The 14,764-nt window shown below is 66.5% G+C and carries 13 protein-coding genes; 2 read left to right on the forward strand and 11 right to left on the reverse strand.

Translation table 11 applies throughout. The annotated features are described in order from the left end of the window. Positions 1–52 precede the first annotated feature (52 nt). The 9 genes from ftsZ to BMZ97_RS06510 form a co-directional block, all read right to left on the reverse strand. Positions 53–1,747 carry a cell division protein FtsZ gene (gene ftsZ, locus BMZ97_RS06470; protein WP_092166890.1) on the reverse strand — a complete coding sequence of 565 codons (1,695 nt, stop codon included), beginning with the start codon at positions 1,745–1,747 and terminating at the stop codon, positions 53–55. A gap of 104 nt (positions 1,748–1,851) precedes the next feature. After that, complete coding sequence (ftsA, locus tag BMZ97_RS06475; RefSeq protein WP_092166892.1) at positions 1,852–3,177, reverse strand: cell division protein FtsA; 1,326 nt, start codon at positions 3,175–3,177, stop codon at positions 1,852–1,854. After that, positions 3,174–4,097 carry a cell division protein FtsQ/DivIB gene (locus BMZ97_RS06480; protein ID WP_244546280.1) on the reverse strand — a complete coding sequence of 308 codons (924 nt, stop codon included), beginning with the start codon at positions 4,095–4,097 and terminating at the stop codon, positions 3,174–3,176. Before BMZ97_RS06480 ends, ftsA begins: the two co-directional genes overlap by 4 nt. Before the next feature lie 8 nt (positions 4,098–4,105). Further along, positions 4,106–5,020 (reverse strand): D-alanine--D-alanine ligase, encoded by a 915-nt coding sequence (locus tag BMZ97_RS06485; RefSeq protein WP_092168652.1) that lies wholly within the window; start codon positions 5,018–5,020, stop codon positions 4,106–4,108. 85 nt (positions 5,021–5,105) lie between these two features. Continuing rightward, a complete protein-coding gene (murB, locus tag BMZ97_RS06490) occupies positions 5,106–6,038 on the reverse strand; it encodes a UDP-N-acetylmuramate dehydrogenase (protein ID WP_092166895.1) in 933 nt (310 codons plus the stop codon). 13 nt (positions 6,039–6,051) lie between these two features. Next, positions 6,052–6,474 carry an endonuclease domain-containing protein gene (locus tag BMZ97_RS06495; protein WP_244546281.1) on the reverse strand — a complete coding sequence of 141 codons (423 nt, stop codon included), beginning with the start codon at positions 6,472–6,474 and terminating at the stop codon, positions 6,052–6,054. A 136-nt stretch (positions 6,475–6,610) separates the two neighbouring features. Beyond that, positions 6,611–8,014, reverse strand: coding sequence for a UDP-N-acetylmuramate--L-alanine ligase (gene murC, locus BMZ97_RS06500; protein WP_092166898.1), 1,404 nt, complete (start codon positions 8,012–8,014; stop codon positions 6,611–6,613). Between the two features lie 19 nt (positions 8,015–8,033). Beyond that, positions 8,034–9,131 carry an undecaprenyldiphospho-muramoylpentapeptide beta-N-acetylglucosaminyltransferase gene (gene murG, locus BMZ97_RS06505; protein ID WP_092166900.1) on the reverse strand — a complete coding sequence of 366 codons (1,098 nt, stop codon included), beginning with the start codon at positions 9,129–9,131 and terminating at the stop codon, positions 8,034–8,036. Positions 9,132–9,148: 17 nt separating this feature from the next. After that, positions 9,149–10,282, reverse strand: coding sequence for an FtsW/RodA/SpoVE family cell cycle protein (locus BMZ97_RS06510; protein WP_092166902.1), 1,134 nt, complete (start codon positions 10,280–10,282; stop codon positions 9,149–9,151). 128 nt (positions 10,283–10,410) lie between these two features. On the opposite strand from BMZ97_RS06510, the gene BMZ97_RS06515 reads away from it, so the two are divergent. Continuing rightward, on the forward strand, positions 10,411–10,908 hold the full coding sequence (locus tag BMZ97_RS06515) for a GNAT family N-acetyltransferase (protein WP_092166903.1): 498 nt from the start codon (positions 10,411–10,413) through the stop codon (positions 10,906–10,908). Between the two features lie 83 nt (positions 10,909–10,991). After that, positions 10,992–12,119 carry a GGDEF domain-containing protein gene (locus BMZ97_RS06520; protein ID WP_092166905.1) on the forward strand — a complete coding sequence of 376 codons (1,128 nt, stop codon included), beginning with the start codon at positions 10,992–10,994 and terminating at the stop codon, positions 12,117–12,119. A gap of 127 nt (positions 12,120–12,246) precedes the next feature. Here the strand turns inward: BMZ97_RS06520 and murD are convergent, their stop codons facing one another. After that, positions 12,247–13,677, reverse strand: coding sequence for a UDP-N-acetylmuramoyl-L-alanine--D-glutamate ligase (gene murD, locus BMZ97_RS06525; RefSeq protein WP_092166907.1), 1,431 nt, complete (start codon positions 13,675–13,677; stop codon positions 12,247–12,249). 2 nt (positions 13,678–13,679) lie between these two features. Beyond that, positions 13,680–14,762: a phospho-N-acetylmuramoyl-pentapeptide-transferase gene (gene mraY, locus BMZ97_RS06530; protein WP_092166908.1), complete on the reverse strand. Its 1,083-nt coding sequence runs from the start codon at positions 14,760–14,762 to the stop codon at positions 13,680–13,682. Positions 14,763–14,764: the final 2 nt, after the last annotated feature.

Consider the following 14,764-nt stretch of genomic DNA (forward strand, 5'->3'; position numbering starts at 1 on the left):
TTCGCTGCAGCGCACCGGGCTTTGTTACAGAGGCGGAAGAACGACCCTAAGGTCAGTTTGCCTGGCGGCGCAGGAATGCGGGGATTTCCAGCTGGTCTTCCTCGCTACTGCGATTCGGGGCGGCGCGCCCCATCTGGTCGAGCTGACCCTGCGCCGGGCGCGCGACCGGCTGCGCCGGACGGCGCATATACTCGGCATGGGCCGCGCTCGGCGCGGGCGCCGCGGCGGGAGGCTGCGGAGCGTGGCGCAGCGGAGCCTGCGGCTCCTGAGCCTCATCCTCCTTGCGGCCGAAGCCGACCGAGGCCAGCCGCTGCATCAGCGACATCCGCTTCTGGTCGGCGGCGTTCGGCGGCTGGGGAGCCGACTGTGCGCCACGCTGGGCCGCGATCTGGTTCTGCGCCGGCACCGGCAGATCCTCGATGCGGGGCATCCGCGTCGGGCGGATCACGGCGCGCTCCGGAGACGGCGGAATGAAGCTGCTCTCCGGCATGGCATGCTGCGGGACCGACAGCATCGGCTCGGGAGCCGCAGCCGCCGGCATCATCGCGCGCGGCTGGACCGGCTCGATATGGATGTCCTCGTTGATCGGCGCGGGCGCCGGGGCGCGCAGCGGCTCGGCCTGCTGCGGCATGCGCAGATCCATGACAGGCTCGGGCGCCGGCGGCGGCGTGAAGCCGCGCACCGGGGCGCTGGTGCTGCGCAGGCGGGCTTCCGCCTTCAGGCGCTCTGCGACCTGGGCGATGCGGGCCTCGGTCTCGTCCATCTCGGCCTGGGTGGTGACGGGCTTGTCGATGCCGGTCGCCACGACCGAGACACGCACGATGCCTTCAAGCGATTCGTCGAAGGTCGCGCCGACGATGATGTTGGCCTCGGAATCGACCTCCTCGCGGATACGGGTGGCGGCTTCGTCGACCTCATAGAGCTTCATGTCGCGCCCGCCGGTGATCGAGATCAGCAGACCGCGCGCACCCTTCATCGAGACGTCGTCGAGCAGCGGGTTGTTGATCGCAGCCTGAGCGGCAGACAGCGCGCGCTTCTCGCCCTGCGCCTCGCCGGTGCCCATCATCGCCTTGCCCATGCCGCGCATCACGGCGCGAACGTCGGCGAAGTCGAGGTTGATCAGGCCCGGACGCACCATCAGGTCGGTGATGCAGGCGACGCCGGAATAGAGCACCTGGTCGGCCATGCCGAAGGCGTCGGCGAAGCCGGTGGTCTCGTTGGCGACACGGAACAGGTTCTGGTTCGGGATCACGATCAGCGTGTCGACCGCCTCGTTCAGCTCGCCGATGCCGGCTTCCGCCATGCGCATGCGGCGATGGCCCTCGAACTGGAACGGCTTGGTAACGACGCCGACGGTGAGGATGCCCATGTCGCGGGCGACGCGGGCGATCGCGGGAGCCGCGCCCGTGCCGGTGCCGCCGCCCATGCCGGCAGTGATGAAGACCATATGCGCGCCCGCCAGATGGTCGCGGATCTCGTCGATGACCTCTTCGGCCGCCGCGCGCCCGACTTCAGGCTGCGAGCCGGCGCCAAGACCTTCGGTGACCTGCAGGCCCATCTGGATGATGCGCGAGGCGCGGCTGAGCGCCAGCGCCTGGGCGTCCGTGTTGGCGACCACGAAATCGACGCCGTCGAGACCGGCCTCGATCATGTTGTTCACGGCGTTGCCGCCGGCTCCACCAACACCGAACACCGTGATCCGGGGCTTGAGTTCCCGGATGTCCGGGGCTTGCAGATTCATCGCCATGGTTGCCTCTTTTGATCCTTGTCCGGCGCCTGGCGGGAGCCGTCCCGATTGCTACGATTGACACTTGGCGCCGCCGGAAAAACGCCCCGGCGCACCGTTACCCCTTAGAAACTTTCCTTCAGCCACCGGCCGACGCGCGAGAAATACCCGTCCGTTCCCGTGGCGAAATAAGCCGAGCTGGCGCGCGGCTCGAAATGCTCGACATGCGCCACCTGCGGATAGACCAAGAGCCCGACGGCCGCTGCGAAGGCCGGCCCCTTGCCCGCTTCCGGCAAGCCCTTGATGCCGAGCGGCCGGCCGGTGCGGACCTGGCCGCCGAGGATGCGACGCGCCGCCTCCGGCAGGCCGGTGAGCTGGCAGGCGCCACCGGTCAGCACGACGCGGCGTCCCGCCTGGGCGGAGAAGCCGGCATTGCTGAGCCTGTCGCGTACCAGTTCGAGGATCTCCTCGACGCGCGGCTTGATGATCCGCACGAGATGCGACTTGGCGAGGTGGTTGGGCATGTCGCGCTCGTCGTCATCGACCTGCGGCACGGAAATCATGTCGCGTTCGTCCGAGGCGCTGGAGATCGCCGAGCCATGCAGCGTCTTCAGCCGCTCGGCCGCCGAGACACGGGTGGAGAGCCCGCGCGCCACGTCCATGGTGATGTGGTTGCCGCCGACAGCAATCGCATCGGCATGCATTAGATGGCCGCCGGAGAAGACGCCGAGGCTCGTCGTGCCGCCGCCCATATCGACCACGACGACGCCCATCTCGGCCTCGTCATCGACCAGCACGGAAAGGCCGGACGCGTAAGGCGTCGCGACGACCGCTTCGACCTCGAGATGGCAACGCTCGACTGCGAGCATGACATTGCGCGCGGCCGAGGCTTCGCTGGCGACGACATGCATGTCGACCGAGAGCTTGCTACCGATCAGGCCACGCGGATCGAGCACGCCGGGAGAACCGTCGAGCGCATAGCCGGTGGGGAGGGCGTGGAGCACGGCCTTGCCGGGCTTGAGCGCATGCATCGCGGCCGCGGCCAGCACGCGCTTGACGTCGCTGTCGCCGACCGCGCCGGCGCGCAGATCGACGCCCGCAGCATAATGCTGGGAGCCGAGCCGGCCGCCGGTCAGGTTGACGATGACCGATTGGACCTCGACCTTGGCCATGCGCTCGGCCGCGTCGACTGCCGCGCGAATCGCCCGCTCGGCGCTTTCGAGATCGATGATCGCCCCGCCCTTGAGGCCGAGCGAGCGCTGATGGCCGATGCCGATGATGCGTGCGACATGGGTGCGACCGCGCAGTCGTTCATTGGCCTCGGCCGGGTTCAGTTCGGCGATCAGGCAAACGACCTTGCTGGTGCCGATATCCAGAATCGACAAGGTCGCGCTCTTGCGCGACGACAAGGGCCGCATCCGCGGCGTCAGGCCCTGGGAGGTCAGATTCATGCTTCGCCTCCCTTCTTCTTGGTCTTGCTCTTGAGCTGTTCGGCGCGGGCGCTGGCCGCCTCTTCCGACAATCGCATCACCACCCGGTCGGGCTGGCGCAGGTCGATCGCGAGCAGATCCTTATCGAGCACGCGGAAATCGCTTTCGAGCCCGGCAAGCCGCTTCACCGCCACGCCAGGCTGAATCTCGGGCAAGCGCACATCCATTCCGTTGTCGAGCTTGAGTGTCCAACGGCGTCCGGAGACGAGTGTCGCCGCTCGGATATGCGCCGCCAGCGACCCGGCCTCGCCACGCAGCGCGATGTACTCGGCCGCGCGCAGATTGGCGCCGGGCCCGACGACGAGCGGCAGATGCGCGAAGCGTCCGTCATCCATCTTGTCGATCACCGTGCCATCGGCCGCGATCACGAACAGGTCGCCCTTGACCTGCCAGAGCGCGTAAGGCTCGCGCTCGACCAGCGTGATCGAGATCTCACCCGGATAGAGCTTGCGGACCGTCGCCTCGCGAATCAGCGGCGTCGCCTCCAGGAGCTTGCGCGCCTGGTCGGCATCGAAGAAGGCGAGCGAGATCTTCGGATCGATTCCTGCCGCGACCAGGACCTCGACCTCCGACAGCTCCGTGAGGCCCGAGATCGTGACGCGGTCGATGCCGAGCCCGACCAACCGGGCCAGCATGTGGTGCGGCTCGCCATAAGCCTGGCGCAAGGCTTCGACATGGCCGCCCAGAACGCTGCCCGCGCCGATGCTCAGGCTCAGGAAACCGAGCGCAAGCCAGGTGCCGATGCGGCGCGGCAGGCGCTGCGCCAGAGGCACCGCGACCGCGCTGCGCCGCGAGCGGCGCAGCCAGCGCCCAGACCGCTCCCCGACGAGGAGTTGCGGCCCGGCGGCAGGGACCGGCAAGCGGGAGGTGGCTGACGCCATCACCGCATTCACCGATCGAGGGAGGCGTCCTCCACCATCCATTTGACGAGTTCACCGAAGTTCATGCCCGCATGGGCGGCCAATTCGGGCACCAAGCTCGTTTCGGTCATGCCGGGCTGCGTGTTGACTTCCAGCCAGACGAGAGTGTCGGTCTCGTCGTCATAGCGGAAGTCAGACCTGCTAACGCCCCGGCACCCGATTGCTTGATGCGCCGTTAACGCACACTCTTCGATCTGCTGGTAAATTTTTGGTAAAATTTGAGCCGGGCAGATGTGGATCGAACCACCTTTCGTGTATTTCGCATCGTAGTCGTAGAACTCCCCGGTCGAGGCCCGGATCTCGGTCACGCCCAACGACTTGCCGCCCATGACAGCGCAGGTCAGCTCGCGCCCCCTGATGAAGCTTTCAGCCAACAGCGTATCGCCGCAGGGCCAGTCCTCGCGGGCGATTTCCTGCGGCGGATGCTCGCGGCCCTTCTTGACGATCACGACGCCGACGGACGAGCCCTCGTTGACCGGCTTGAGCACGTAAGGCGGCTGCAGAACGTGTTTTTTCGCCGCATCGAAGCGCGAAACCACGATTCCATGCGCCACCGGCACGCCGGCCGCCGCGGCGACGAGCTTCGCCTTGTCCTTGCGAATCGCGAGCGCCGAGGCGAGCACGCCCGAATGCGTGTAAGGGATGCGCAGAATCTCGAGCACGCCCTGAATCAGGCCATCCTCGCCGAAACGGCCATGCAGCGCGTTGAAGGCGACATCGGGGCGCAGATCGGCGAGCACCTGGGCAATGTCGCGCTGCACGTCGATGCGCGTGACGCGGAAGCCGACGCTCTCCAGCGCCTTGGCGCAGGCCGTGCCGCTGCTGAGGCTGACCTCCCGCTCGACGGACCATCCGCCCATCAGCACTGCGACGTGTCTGGTCATCGGGGTCATGGCTCCCTGTTACGGCGAACCTCGACCCATCATGGTTAATGCGGCGTTAAGAGATGGCGGGGGGCGGCGGCTGGAGCTAATGCTGGCCCGCCACACCGAGCCGCTTGATCTCCCACTGCAGCTCGAAGCCGGAGTTCTGCTTCACCCGGCGCCGGACCTCTTCGCCCAGCCCTTCGATATCGGCCGCCGTGGCGCCACCGGTGTTGATCAGGAAGTTGCAGTGCATCTCGGACACCTGCGCCCCGCCAATGCGCAGGCCGCGGCAGCCGGCCGCATCGATCAACTGCCAGGCCTTGCCGCCTTGCGGGTTCTTGAAGGTCGAGCCACCGGTGCGTTCCTTGATCGGCTGGGCCGCCTCGCGCGCTGCCGTGACCCGGTCCATCTCGGCGAAGATGGCCGCCTGATCGCCTGGACGGCCCTGAAACAACGCCGAAGTGAAGATGATCTCATGGGTCTCGGCCGCGCTGTTGCGGTAGGTGAAGCCCATCTGCGCATGGCTCAGCGTGACGATCTCGCCCTTGCGGGTGACGCCGCGCGCCTCGACCAGCACATCGGTCGTCTCGCCGCCATGGGCGCCGGCATTCATGCGCAGCGCCCCGCCGATGCAGCCGGGAATGCCACGATAGAAGGCAAGCCCGTCGAGCGAGGCATCGGCCGCAGCGCGCGCGACCTTGACGTCGGGCACGGCGGTTCCGGCGCGCAGGCGGTCGCCCGCCTCCAGCGAAATCTCGCCGAAGGCCTTGCCGCCGAGCCGGATCACGACGCCGGGGATGCCGCCATCGCGCACGATCAGGTTCGAGCCGAGCCCGACCACCGTGACGGGTATCTCGGCCGGCAGATGAGCCAGCAGATGAGCCAAATCCCCCTCATCCGCCGGCGTGAACAGCACCTGCGCCGGCCCGCCGACGCGGAACCAGGTCAGGCCGGACATGTCGTGATTGGGCAAAAGCCGGCCGCGCAGATCGGGAGCCGAGGCGCGGATGGCGGAGGTAATGTCGGGGAAGGTCATGAGGGTCGCTGCGCTAACCCTTCTCCCCTTGGGGGAGAAGGTGGCCCGGCGAAGCCGGGTCGGATGAGGGAAGTCCGGCGAGACCGATCATGTCGGCGATCTCGCGCAAAACGAATTCGAGGTTTCCTAGCACGCGCTCATTCGGAAAGCGCAAGACCTTGTAGCCTTCGCGCCTCAAGAAGACGTCGCGAGAGGCGTCTTTGAGCTTCGCTTCGTCGGATTGGTACGGCTCACCATCCAGCTCGACGATCGGCCGATGCTCGAAGCAGCAAAAATCCGCGATGAACGGCCCGATCGTCACCTGTCGCTTGAACTTCAGGCCCGAGAACCGGCGACCCCGAACCGCCGGCCAAAACGCGGCTTCCGCCCGGGTCGGCTGTCCGCGCTGCTGACGGGCAAAGTCGAGCGTTTCGGGCGAGTTCTTTCGCTCCAGCACCTGACTTCCCTCATCCGACCGGCTTCGCCGGCCACCTTCTCCCGCCCATCTCGGGCTTGCCCGAGATGGGGCAACCCAAAGTGTCAAAGTCGGCAACAGCCGACTTTGATGGGGGAGAAGGGGCAACCGTCGCGGTTCAACCCAACGCCGCCAGCTCTCCCGGCAGTGCATAGGCCCATTGCGTGATGTTGCCGGCGCCCAGGAGCACGACATAGTCGCCCGGCCCAGCCAGCTCGGCGATCATTCCTGCAAGGCTGGAAGGGTCTTCCAGCGCCAGCGTATGACGATGCCCGCGCGCCTTGATGCCTGAGACCAGCGAATCGCGGTCGGCCCCGGCGATCGGCGTCTCGCCGGCCGCATAGGTTTCGGCCACGATCACCGTGTCGGCATCGTTGAAACAGGCGGCGAAATCGTCGAACAGGCTGGAGAGCCGGGTGTAGCGATGCGGCTGCACCACGGCGATCACCTTGCTCTTGGTCGAGGCGCGCGCCGCTTTGAGCACGGCAGCGATCTCGACCGGGTGGTGGCCGTAATCGTCGAAGATCTGCGCGCCGTTCCATTCGCCGGTCTTGGTGAAGCGCCGCTTGACCCCGCCAAAGCCCGCGAGCGCCGCACGGATGCTCTCGACCGGGATGCCGAGATCATAGGCGACCGCGATCGCCGCCGTCGCGTTGAGCGCATTGTGGTGACCCGGCATCGGCATGATCAGGTCACGCACGACCTCGTCGCGGCCGCGCTTGCGGTCGCGGATCAGGAGCGTGAACTTGGCCTGGCCGCCGGTGAGGTCGATATCGATCAGGCGGAAATCGGCCTGCGGATTCTCGCCATAGGTGACGACGCGGCGATCCTCGATCTGCCCGACCAGCCCCTGCACGGTCGGATGGTCGATGCACATCACCGCGAAGCCGTAGAAGGGCAGGTTCTCGACGAAGCTGCGAAAGGCCGCCTTGATCGCGTCGAAAGTGCCGAAATGGTCGAGATGCTCGGGATCGATATTGGTGATGACAGCGACATCGGCCGGCAACTTCAGGAAGGTGCCGTCCGACTCATCGGCCTCGACCACCATCCAGTCGCTCTCGCCCATGCGGGCATTGGTGCCATAGGCGTTGATGATGCCGCCATTGATCACGGTCGGGTCGAGCCCGCCCTTCTCCAGAAGAGTCGCGACGAGCGAGGTCGTGGTCGTCTTGCCATGGGTGCCGGCGATGGCAACGCAGCTCTTCAGGCGCATCAACTCGGCCAGCATTTCGGCACGGCGCACCACCGGCAGGCGCTGCTCGCGCGCGGCGACAAGTTCGGGATTGTCGCGCTTGATCGCGGTCGAGACCACGACGACCTCGGCCTCGCCGAGATTCTCCGCCTTGTGGCCGACGAAGGTCTTGATGCCCTTGTCGGCAAGGCGCTTGACGTTGGCGCCGTCGGCGGCGTCCGAGCCCTGCACCTTGTAGCCGAGATTGTGCAGCACCTCGGCGATACCGGACATGCCGATGCCGCCAATGCCGACGAAATGGATGGAGCCGAGCTTTGGCGGCAGCTTCATCGGGAAACTCCTGTGGAGACTAGGACGCAGCGGCGTCGATGACGAGACGGGCGAGCCGATCGGCTGCGTCGGGAATGCCAGCGCTCTTGGCGTTTGCCGCCATCGCCGTCAAGCGGCTGGGATCGGCGAGCAAACCGGAGAGCTCGCTCGCCAGCCGTCTCGGAGTGAAATCGGATTGCAGCATGCGGATCGCGCCGCCGGCACGTTCCAGCACGGCGGCGTTGGCCGCCTGATCCTGGTCGAGCGCGCCCGGCAGCGGCACGAGGATCGCCGGCCGGCCGATCACGGTCAATTCCGCCACGGTCGAGGCGCCGGCGCGCCCGATGACGAGTTGCGCGGCCGCCATGCGTGCCGGCAGGTCCTTGAAGAAGGGTGCGATCTCGGCCTTGACCCCGGCGCTGGCATAGATGCGGCGCACCCGCTCGTCATCCTCCGGCCGAGCCTGCTGCGTCACGCTCAGGCGCGCGCGCTCGGCCTCGGTCAGCAACTGGACCGCCGGCGGCACGATGTCGGCCATGATCCGGGCGCCCTGGCTGCCGCCGAAGACAAGCAGATTGAGCATGCCGTCGCCGACCGCCGCATAGGGCGAGGCCGCCGCGATCACGGCCGGACGCACCGGATTGCCGACCTGGACGCATTTCGTCTTGGCGGAGGCAGACAAGCCTCCGACCTCGGCGAAGCTGGTCGCGATCACATCGGCCCGGCCTGAAAGGAAGCGGTTGGCCCTGCCGATCACGGCGTTCTGCTCGTGGATCAGCGTCCTGGCGCCGGCAAGCGAGGCGCCGAGCACCGGGGGAACCGTCGGATAGCCGCCGAAGCCGACGACGATCGCGGGCTTCAGTTCCTTGACGATCCGCCGCGCCGCAAAGACGCCCTTCGCCAGCGTCAGCAACGCGCCTGCCATCTTCAAGGGCGAACGGCCCGACGGCGTCGCCGCCTGGACGGCATGCACCGCCTCGGCTGGAAAATCGCCGGCATATTCGGCGGCGCGCGTATCGGTCATCAGCACGACACGCGCTCCTTGCGCATGCAGCGCATGGCTCAGTGCCTCAGCCGGAAAGAGATGGCCGCCAGTCCCCCCGGCGGCCAGGACGACGAGCAGGTCCCTTGTTGCCATCTCCCGTGCCATCGCGGTCAGCGCCTGAATGCGCCGAGTTCGACGGCGCGCGGGCGCTTGCGCGTCAAGGCGAGCAGGAAGCCTGTGCCGATCGCCAGCGAGATCAGTGACGAGCCGCCATAGGAGATGAAGGGCAGCGTCATGCCCTTGGCCGGCATCATGTGCAGATTGACCATCATGTTGATCGCCGCCTGGATGCCGAAGAGCAGCGAGAGGCCCGTCGTTGCCAGGCGCACGAAGGGATCCTCGGCCTTCTGCGCCACGAACAGTGCGCGCAGCACGATCAAGGCAAACAGCATGACCAGCGCGATACAGACGATGATGCCGAACTCCTCCGCCGTGACGGCGAAGATGAAGTCGGTATGCGCATCGGGCAGGATGCGCTTCACGGTGCCCTCGCCCGGCCCTTTGCCGAGCCAGCCGCCCTGCGCGAAGCTCTCCAGCGCGGTGTCGACCTGGAAGGTGTCGCCCGAGCCCTTGTCCATGAAGCGCTCGATGCGGGCGCGGACATGCGGCACGAGCTGATAGGCGACCAGGATGCCGAAGGCGCCGGCTCCACCCAGTCCCAGCACCCAGAACCAGTGCAGACCGGCAACGAAGAACAGCCCGGCCCAGACCAGCGTGATCAGCATGGTCTGGCCGAAATCGGGCTGCAGCACGAGCGGCACGATCGTCAATGGCAGCAGCAGAAAGGCCATGATCGTACCCGGCAGGTCGGGCCGGCGCGTGCCCTCGGCGAAGGCCCAGGCCGCAAGCACGACGAAGGCGGGCTTGAGGAATTCGGAAGGCTGCACCGAGCCCAGAGGCCCCATGGTCAGCCAACGCCGCGCGCCCTTGACCTCGACGCCGAGATAGAGCGTCGCCACCACCATGGCTAGCGAGACCACGAAGAGCAGCAAAGCCGAGCGCCGAACCTGGCGCGGCGTCATGAACGAGACGGCGATGACGACCGTGAGCGCAACCAGCAGATAGACCGCCTGCCGGTTGACGAAATGGAAAGTCGAGAGCCCGAGCCGCTCCGAAACCGGCGGCCCGCCCGCCATCAGCAAGACGACGCCCGACACCATCAGCGCCACGAGAGCGCTGAGGATGAGGCGGTCGATCGACCACCACCAGCGGCCGCTGAGACTGGGTTCCGCGCGAGAGACCATGCTTGGCTCCAAGATCGAGCACGGCGCAGAGATGCGCCTCGTTTCCGAATCACTCTGTCAATGAATGGTTAAGCGTTTGATTCCGAGCGCGGCGCTGAGGCATGCAAGAACTGCGATGGAGACCCCCGATGCAGATTGAACAAGAGCACCCTGAAGACGCCTTGGCGATCCACCGTCTGACGGAGGAAGCCTTCAAGGACATACCCTTCAGCCAGCAGACCGAAGCCAGGATCGTCAACGCCTTGCGGGCGGCAGGGGCACTGACGCTGTCGCTGGTTGCGCGTCAGAACGGCGAGATCGTCGGCCATGTCGCCTTTTCGGCTGTCAGGATCAACGGCGAACCGGGCGATTGGTATGGGCTGGGGCCCGTCTCCGTCCGGCCCGCCCAGCAACGCAAGGGCATCGGCCAGGCTTTGATTCACGATGGTCTCGGCAGACTCAAGGCGATGAGGGCGGCCGGCTGCATCCTGCTCGGCAGCCCCGCCTACTACTCTCGCTTCGGCTTCGAGAGCGATTCCGATCTCCATTACGGCGATGTCCCGCCCGGCTATCTGCAGTTCCTGACATTCCAGGGACCTGCGCCGAAAGGCGAAGTCACCTTTCACCCCGGCTTCGATGTTTCGTAGAGCCGGTCACCGGCAGAATTCGAGTTCCGCGAGACAACTTTGATTAAGCCCTCCATGCTACCTGCACGCACGGAGATAGGTTCATGACGACAGCGCCCGCCCGAGCCCCGGACAACGTCCTGCCCGAGCTCGTCGACATCATGTTCACGTCCTTGGCCTCCGTCGTCACCGTCGGCATCGCTCTGGCCGCGGCAGCGTGGATGAGTTCGGCCCTGTACGAGGATCAGATCGTCGCGGCGGCGGGCATCGCGGCGGCGATCGTCACGACCGGGCGCGTCCTGATCACGGTTGCGTATCGGCGGGCCAGGCCCCGGATCCAAAGCGCTGAACAGGCCCGACGGTGGGAGCGTCGCTATGCCGTCGGGGGCTTCGCATTTTGCGCGCTGCTGGGCGGTGTCGCAGCCTATGTCTTCCTGACCGGTGACGCCTCGGCGCAATTGCTGATCGCGACCGTGCTGGTCGCCTATCCCTGCGGGATGATCATTCGCGTCGCCGTTCGGCCAATGATCGCTCGTGTCCAGCTTGTCCTGACGCTCGCCCCGCCGATCGTCGCAAGCCTGGTCAATGGCGAGCCCGAGCATCTCCTGATGGCGGCCATGCTGATCGCCTATCTGATTATCGGCTTCGAGATGATCGCGCACCTGCACTTGACCATCCTCGACCGGATCGTCGCCCATCGCGAATTGGCGCGGCAGGCCTTGCATGACGATCTGACCATGCTGCCCAACCGCGCCCTTTTCCGCCAGCGCCTCCAGGAGGAGTGCGACCGGACCCGGCGCTACAGCCAGAGCTTCTCGGTTCTCTATCTCGACCTCGATCACTTCAAGGCGGTCAACGACACGCTGGGTCATGCCGCCGACGACGAGCTCCTGCGCCAGATCGCCCGGCGGCTGAAGGCGGCGGCCCGGTCGTCGGATATCGTCGCGCGATTGAGCGGAGATGAGTTCGCGCTGATTCAGACGCCTCTCACGGAGCAGGCCGAGGCCTGCGCCCTGGCCCTGCGCCTGGTCGAGACCGTAGCCGCGCCGGTCATGATCGACGGGCGCGAAATCCGGGTCGGAGTGAGCGTCGGCGTCACGATTTGCAAACCACCGGGCGACGAGCCCGACGCGCTCCTGCAAAAAGCCGATCGCGAACTCTACGCGGCCAAGGAGGCCGGACGCGGACGATACAGCATCTCTTCGATCGCGACGCAGCCAGCAGCTATGTGATGCGCGAACGCCCGGTTGTCCCGGGCTAGAGCGTTTTCGAGCGAAGTGGACACCGGTTCGCGTGAAGAAAACGCGTTAAAACAAGGAGCTAGAGCATTTCCGCGATTCGGAGAAACGCGGAAATGCTCTAGCCCGCTCCGAACGGTACCAAGCCCGGCAGCGCCTTGACCAGCGTCCTGAAGGCGTCGCCACGCACCTCGAAATTCGGGAATTGGTCGAAGGAGGCGCAAGCCGGCGAGAGCAGCACCGCGATCTCGCCTTCGCCGGGCTGAGCCTGCGCGTCGCGGGTCGCGGCAGCGACTGCGACATCGAGCGTGCCGCTGCGCTCGTAAGCGACGCGGCCGTCCTGATCGAAGGTCGCAGCGAAAAGATCGCTCGCCGCGCCGATGAGATAGGCCTTGGCGATATTGGGGAAGTAGCGCGTCAGGCTCTCGATGCCGCCCTCCTTCGCCTTCCCGCCCAAAATCCAGAAGATGTCGCGGAAGGAGGTCAGCGCCTTTTCGGTGGAATCCGCGTTGGTCGCCTTGGAATCATTGATGAAGACGACACGGCCGACGCGGCCGATCTCCTCCATGCGGTGGGCTAGGCCCGGATAGGTCTTGAAGCCCGCCGCAATCTCCTCAGCGCTCAGCCCTAGCGCGAAACAGGCGGCGAAAGCCGCCGCCGCGTTCTGGGCATTGTGCGAGCCGCGTAAGCTGCCGATGCCGGCGAGGTTCGCCACAACCTTGGGCTTGCCGTCCCTGACCTGGACGATGCGGGTATCGAGCTTGCCGGCATTGGCTGTGATGCCGGCGAAGACGCCCTCATCGAGCGGCTGCTCGCCGCTGATCTTGACCAAGGGGCGCCCGGAGGCGGCGCGGCGCCGCGCCATCTGCTTGGACGGCTCGTCATCGACGCCGATTACGGCGATGTCGGACTGGGCGACGAGGCGCTCCTTGATCGCGCCGTAGTGTTCGAAGGTGCCGTGCCGGTCGAGATGGTCCGGCGTCAGGTTCATCTGGATGCCGACGGTCGGCGCCAGCGAAGGCGCGAGGTCGATCTGGTAGCTCGAGCATTCGATGACATGAATGCGGTTTTGCGTCGGCGGCTCCAGCGCCAGCACGGCCGTGCCGATATTGCCGCCCATCTGCACGTCGCGGCCGGCTTGGCCCAGCACATGCGCGATCAGCGCCGTCGTCGTCGACTTGCCATTGGTGCCGGTGATGCAGACGACCGGCGCGGCAGGCGCGATCGCCTCCCGCTCGCGGAAGAACAACTCGACGTCGCCGATGATCTCGACCCCGGCAGCCCTGGCCTTCTCGACCGTCCAATGCGGCTGCGGATGGGTCAGCGGCACGCCCGGCGACAGGATGAACGCCGCGAAACCCGCCCAGTCCGCCAGTGCGAGATCGACAATCGCAATGCCCTCGACCGCGGCCTTGTCGCGGCTCGTCTGGTTGTCGTCCCAGGCCGCGACCTCCGCCCCGCCCGCCTTCAGGGCGCGCGCCGTCGCCAGCCCCGAGCCGCCAAGCCCGAACAGAGCCAGGCGCTTGCCCTTGAAAACAGTCACAGGTGTCATGATCAGCGCAGCTTGAGCGTGGAGAGACCGACCAGCGCCAGCACCACCGAGATGATCCAGAAGCGGATCACCACTTGCGGCTCGGTCCAGCCCAGCTTCTCGAAATGATGGTGGATCGGCGCCATCAGGAAGACGCGCTTGCCCGTGCGCTTGAACACCGCGACCTGGATGATGACCGAGAGCGCCTCGACCACGAACAGGCCGCCGACGATGGCGAGCACGATCTCATGCTTGATCGCGACCGCGATGGTGCCGAGCATGCCGCCCAGGCCGAGTGAGCCGGTGTCGCCCATGAAGATTTGCGCTGGCGGCGCATTGAACCAAAGGAAGCCGAGCCCGGCCCCCATCATCGCGCCGCAGATCACGGCGAGCTCGCCGACGCCGGGTACATGATGGATCTGCAGGTAGTTGGCGAAGATGGCGTTACCGGCGAGATAGGCAATGAAACCGAAGGTGCCGGCCGCGATCATCACCGGCACGATGGCGAGCCCGTCGAGCCCGTCGGTCAGGTTCACCGAATTGCCAGCGCCCACCACGACGAAGGCTGTGACCAGCGGGAACAGGATGCCAAGCGGGATGATCGCTTCCTTGAGGAAGGGCATGGCGAAGCTCGACGAGATCGCCGGCGGCTGCGTCTGCATGATGAAGGTGCAGGCGATCACCGCGATCACCACCTCGAGCGCGATGCGCGCCCTGCCGGAGAAGCCCTTGTGGGACTGCTTCGTGACCTTGAGGAAATCGTCGTAGAAGCCGATGGCGCCATAGCTCGCGGTGACCCCGAGCACGATCCAGACGTAGGGATTGCGCAGATTGCCCCACAGCAGCGTAGCGGCGAACAGCCCGGCCAGGATCATCAGCCCGCCCATGGTCGGCGTGCCGCGCTTGGCGAGATGGGATTCCGGTCCGTCGGTGCGGATCGGCTGGCCCTTGCCCTGCTTGATGCGCAGCCAGGAGATCGCGGCCGGACCGAAGAAGAAGACGACGAGCAACGCAGTAGCGGTCGCGCCGCCGGCGCGGAATGTGATGTAGCGGAACACGTTCAGGATCGGGAACGTGCCGGAGAAATCGGCGAGCCAGACGAGCATCG

The sequence above is a fragment of the Allobosea sp. OK403 genome (assembly GCF_900113835.1).
GTDB lineage: Bacteria > Pseudomonadota > Alphaproteobacteria > Rhizobiales > Beijerinckiaceae > Allobosea.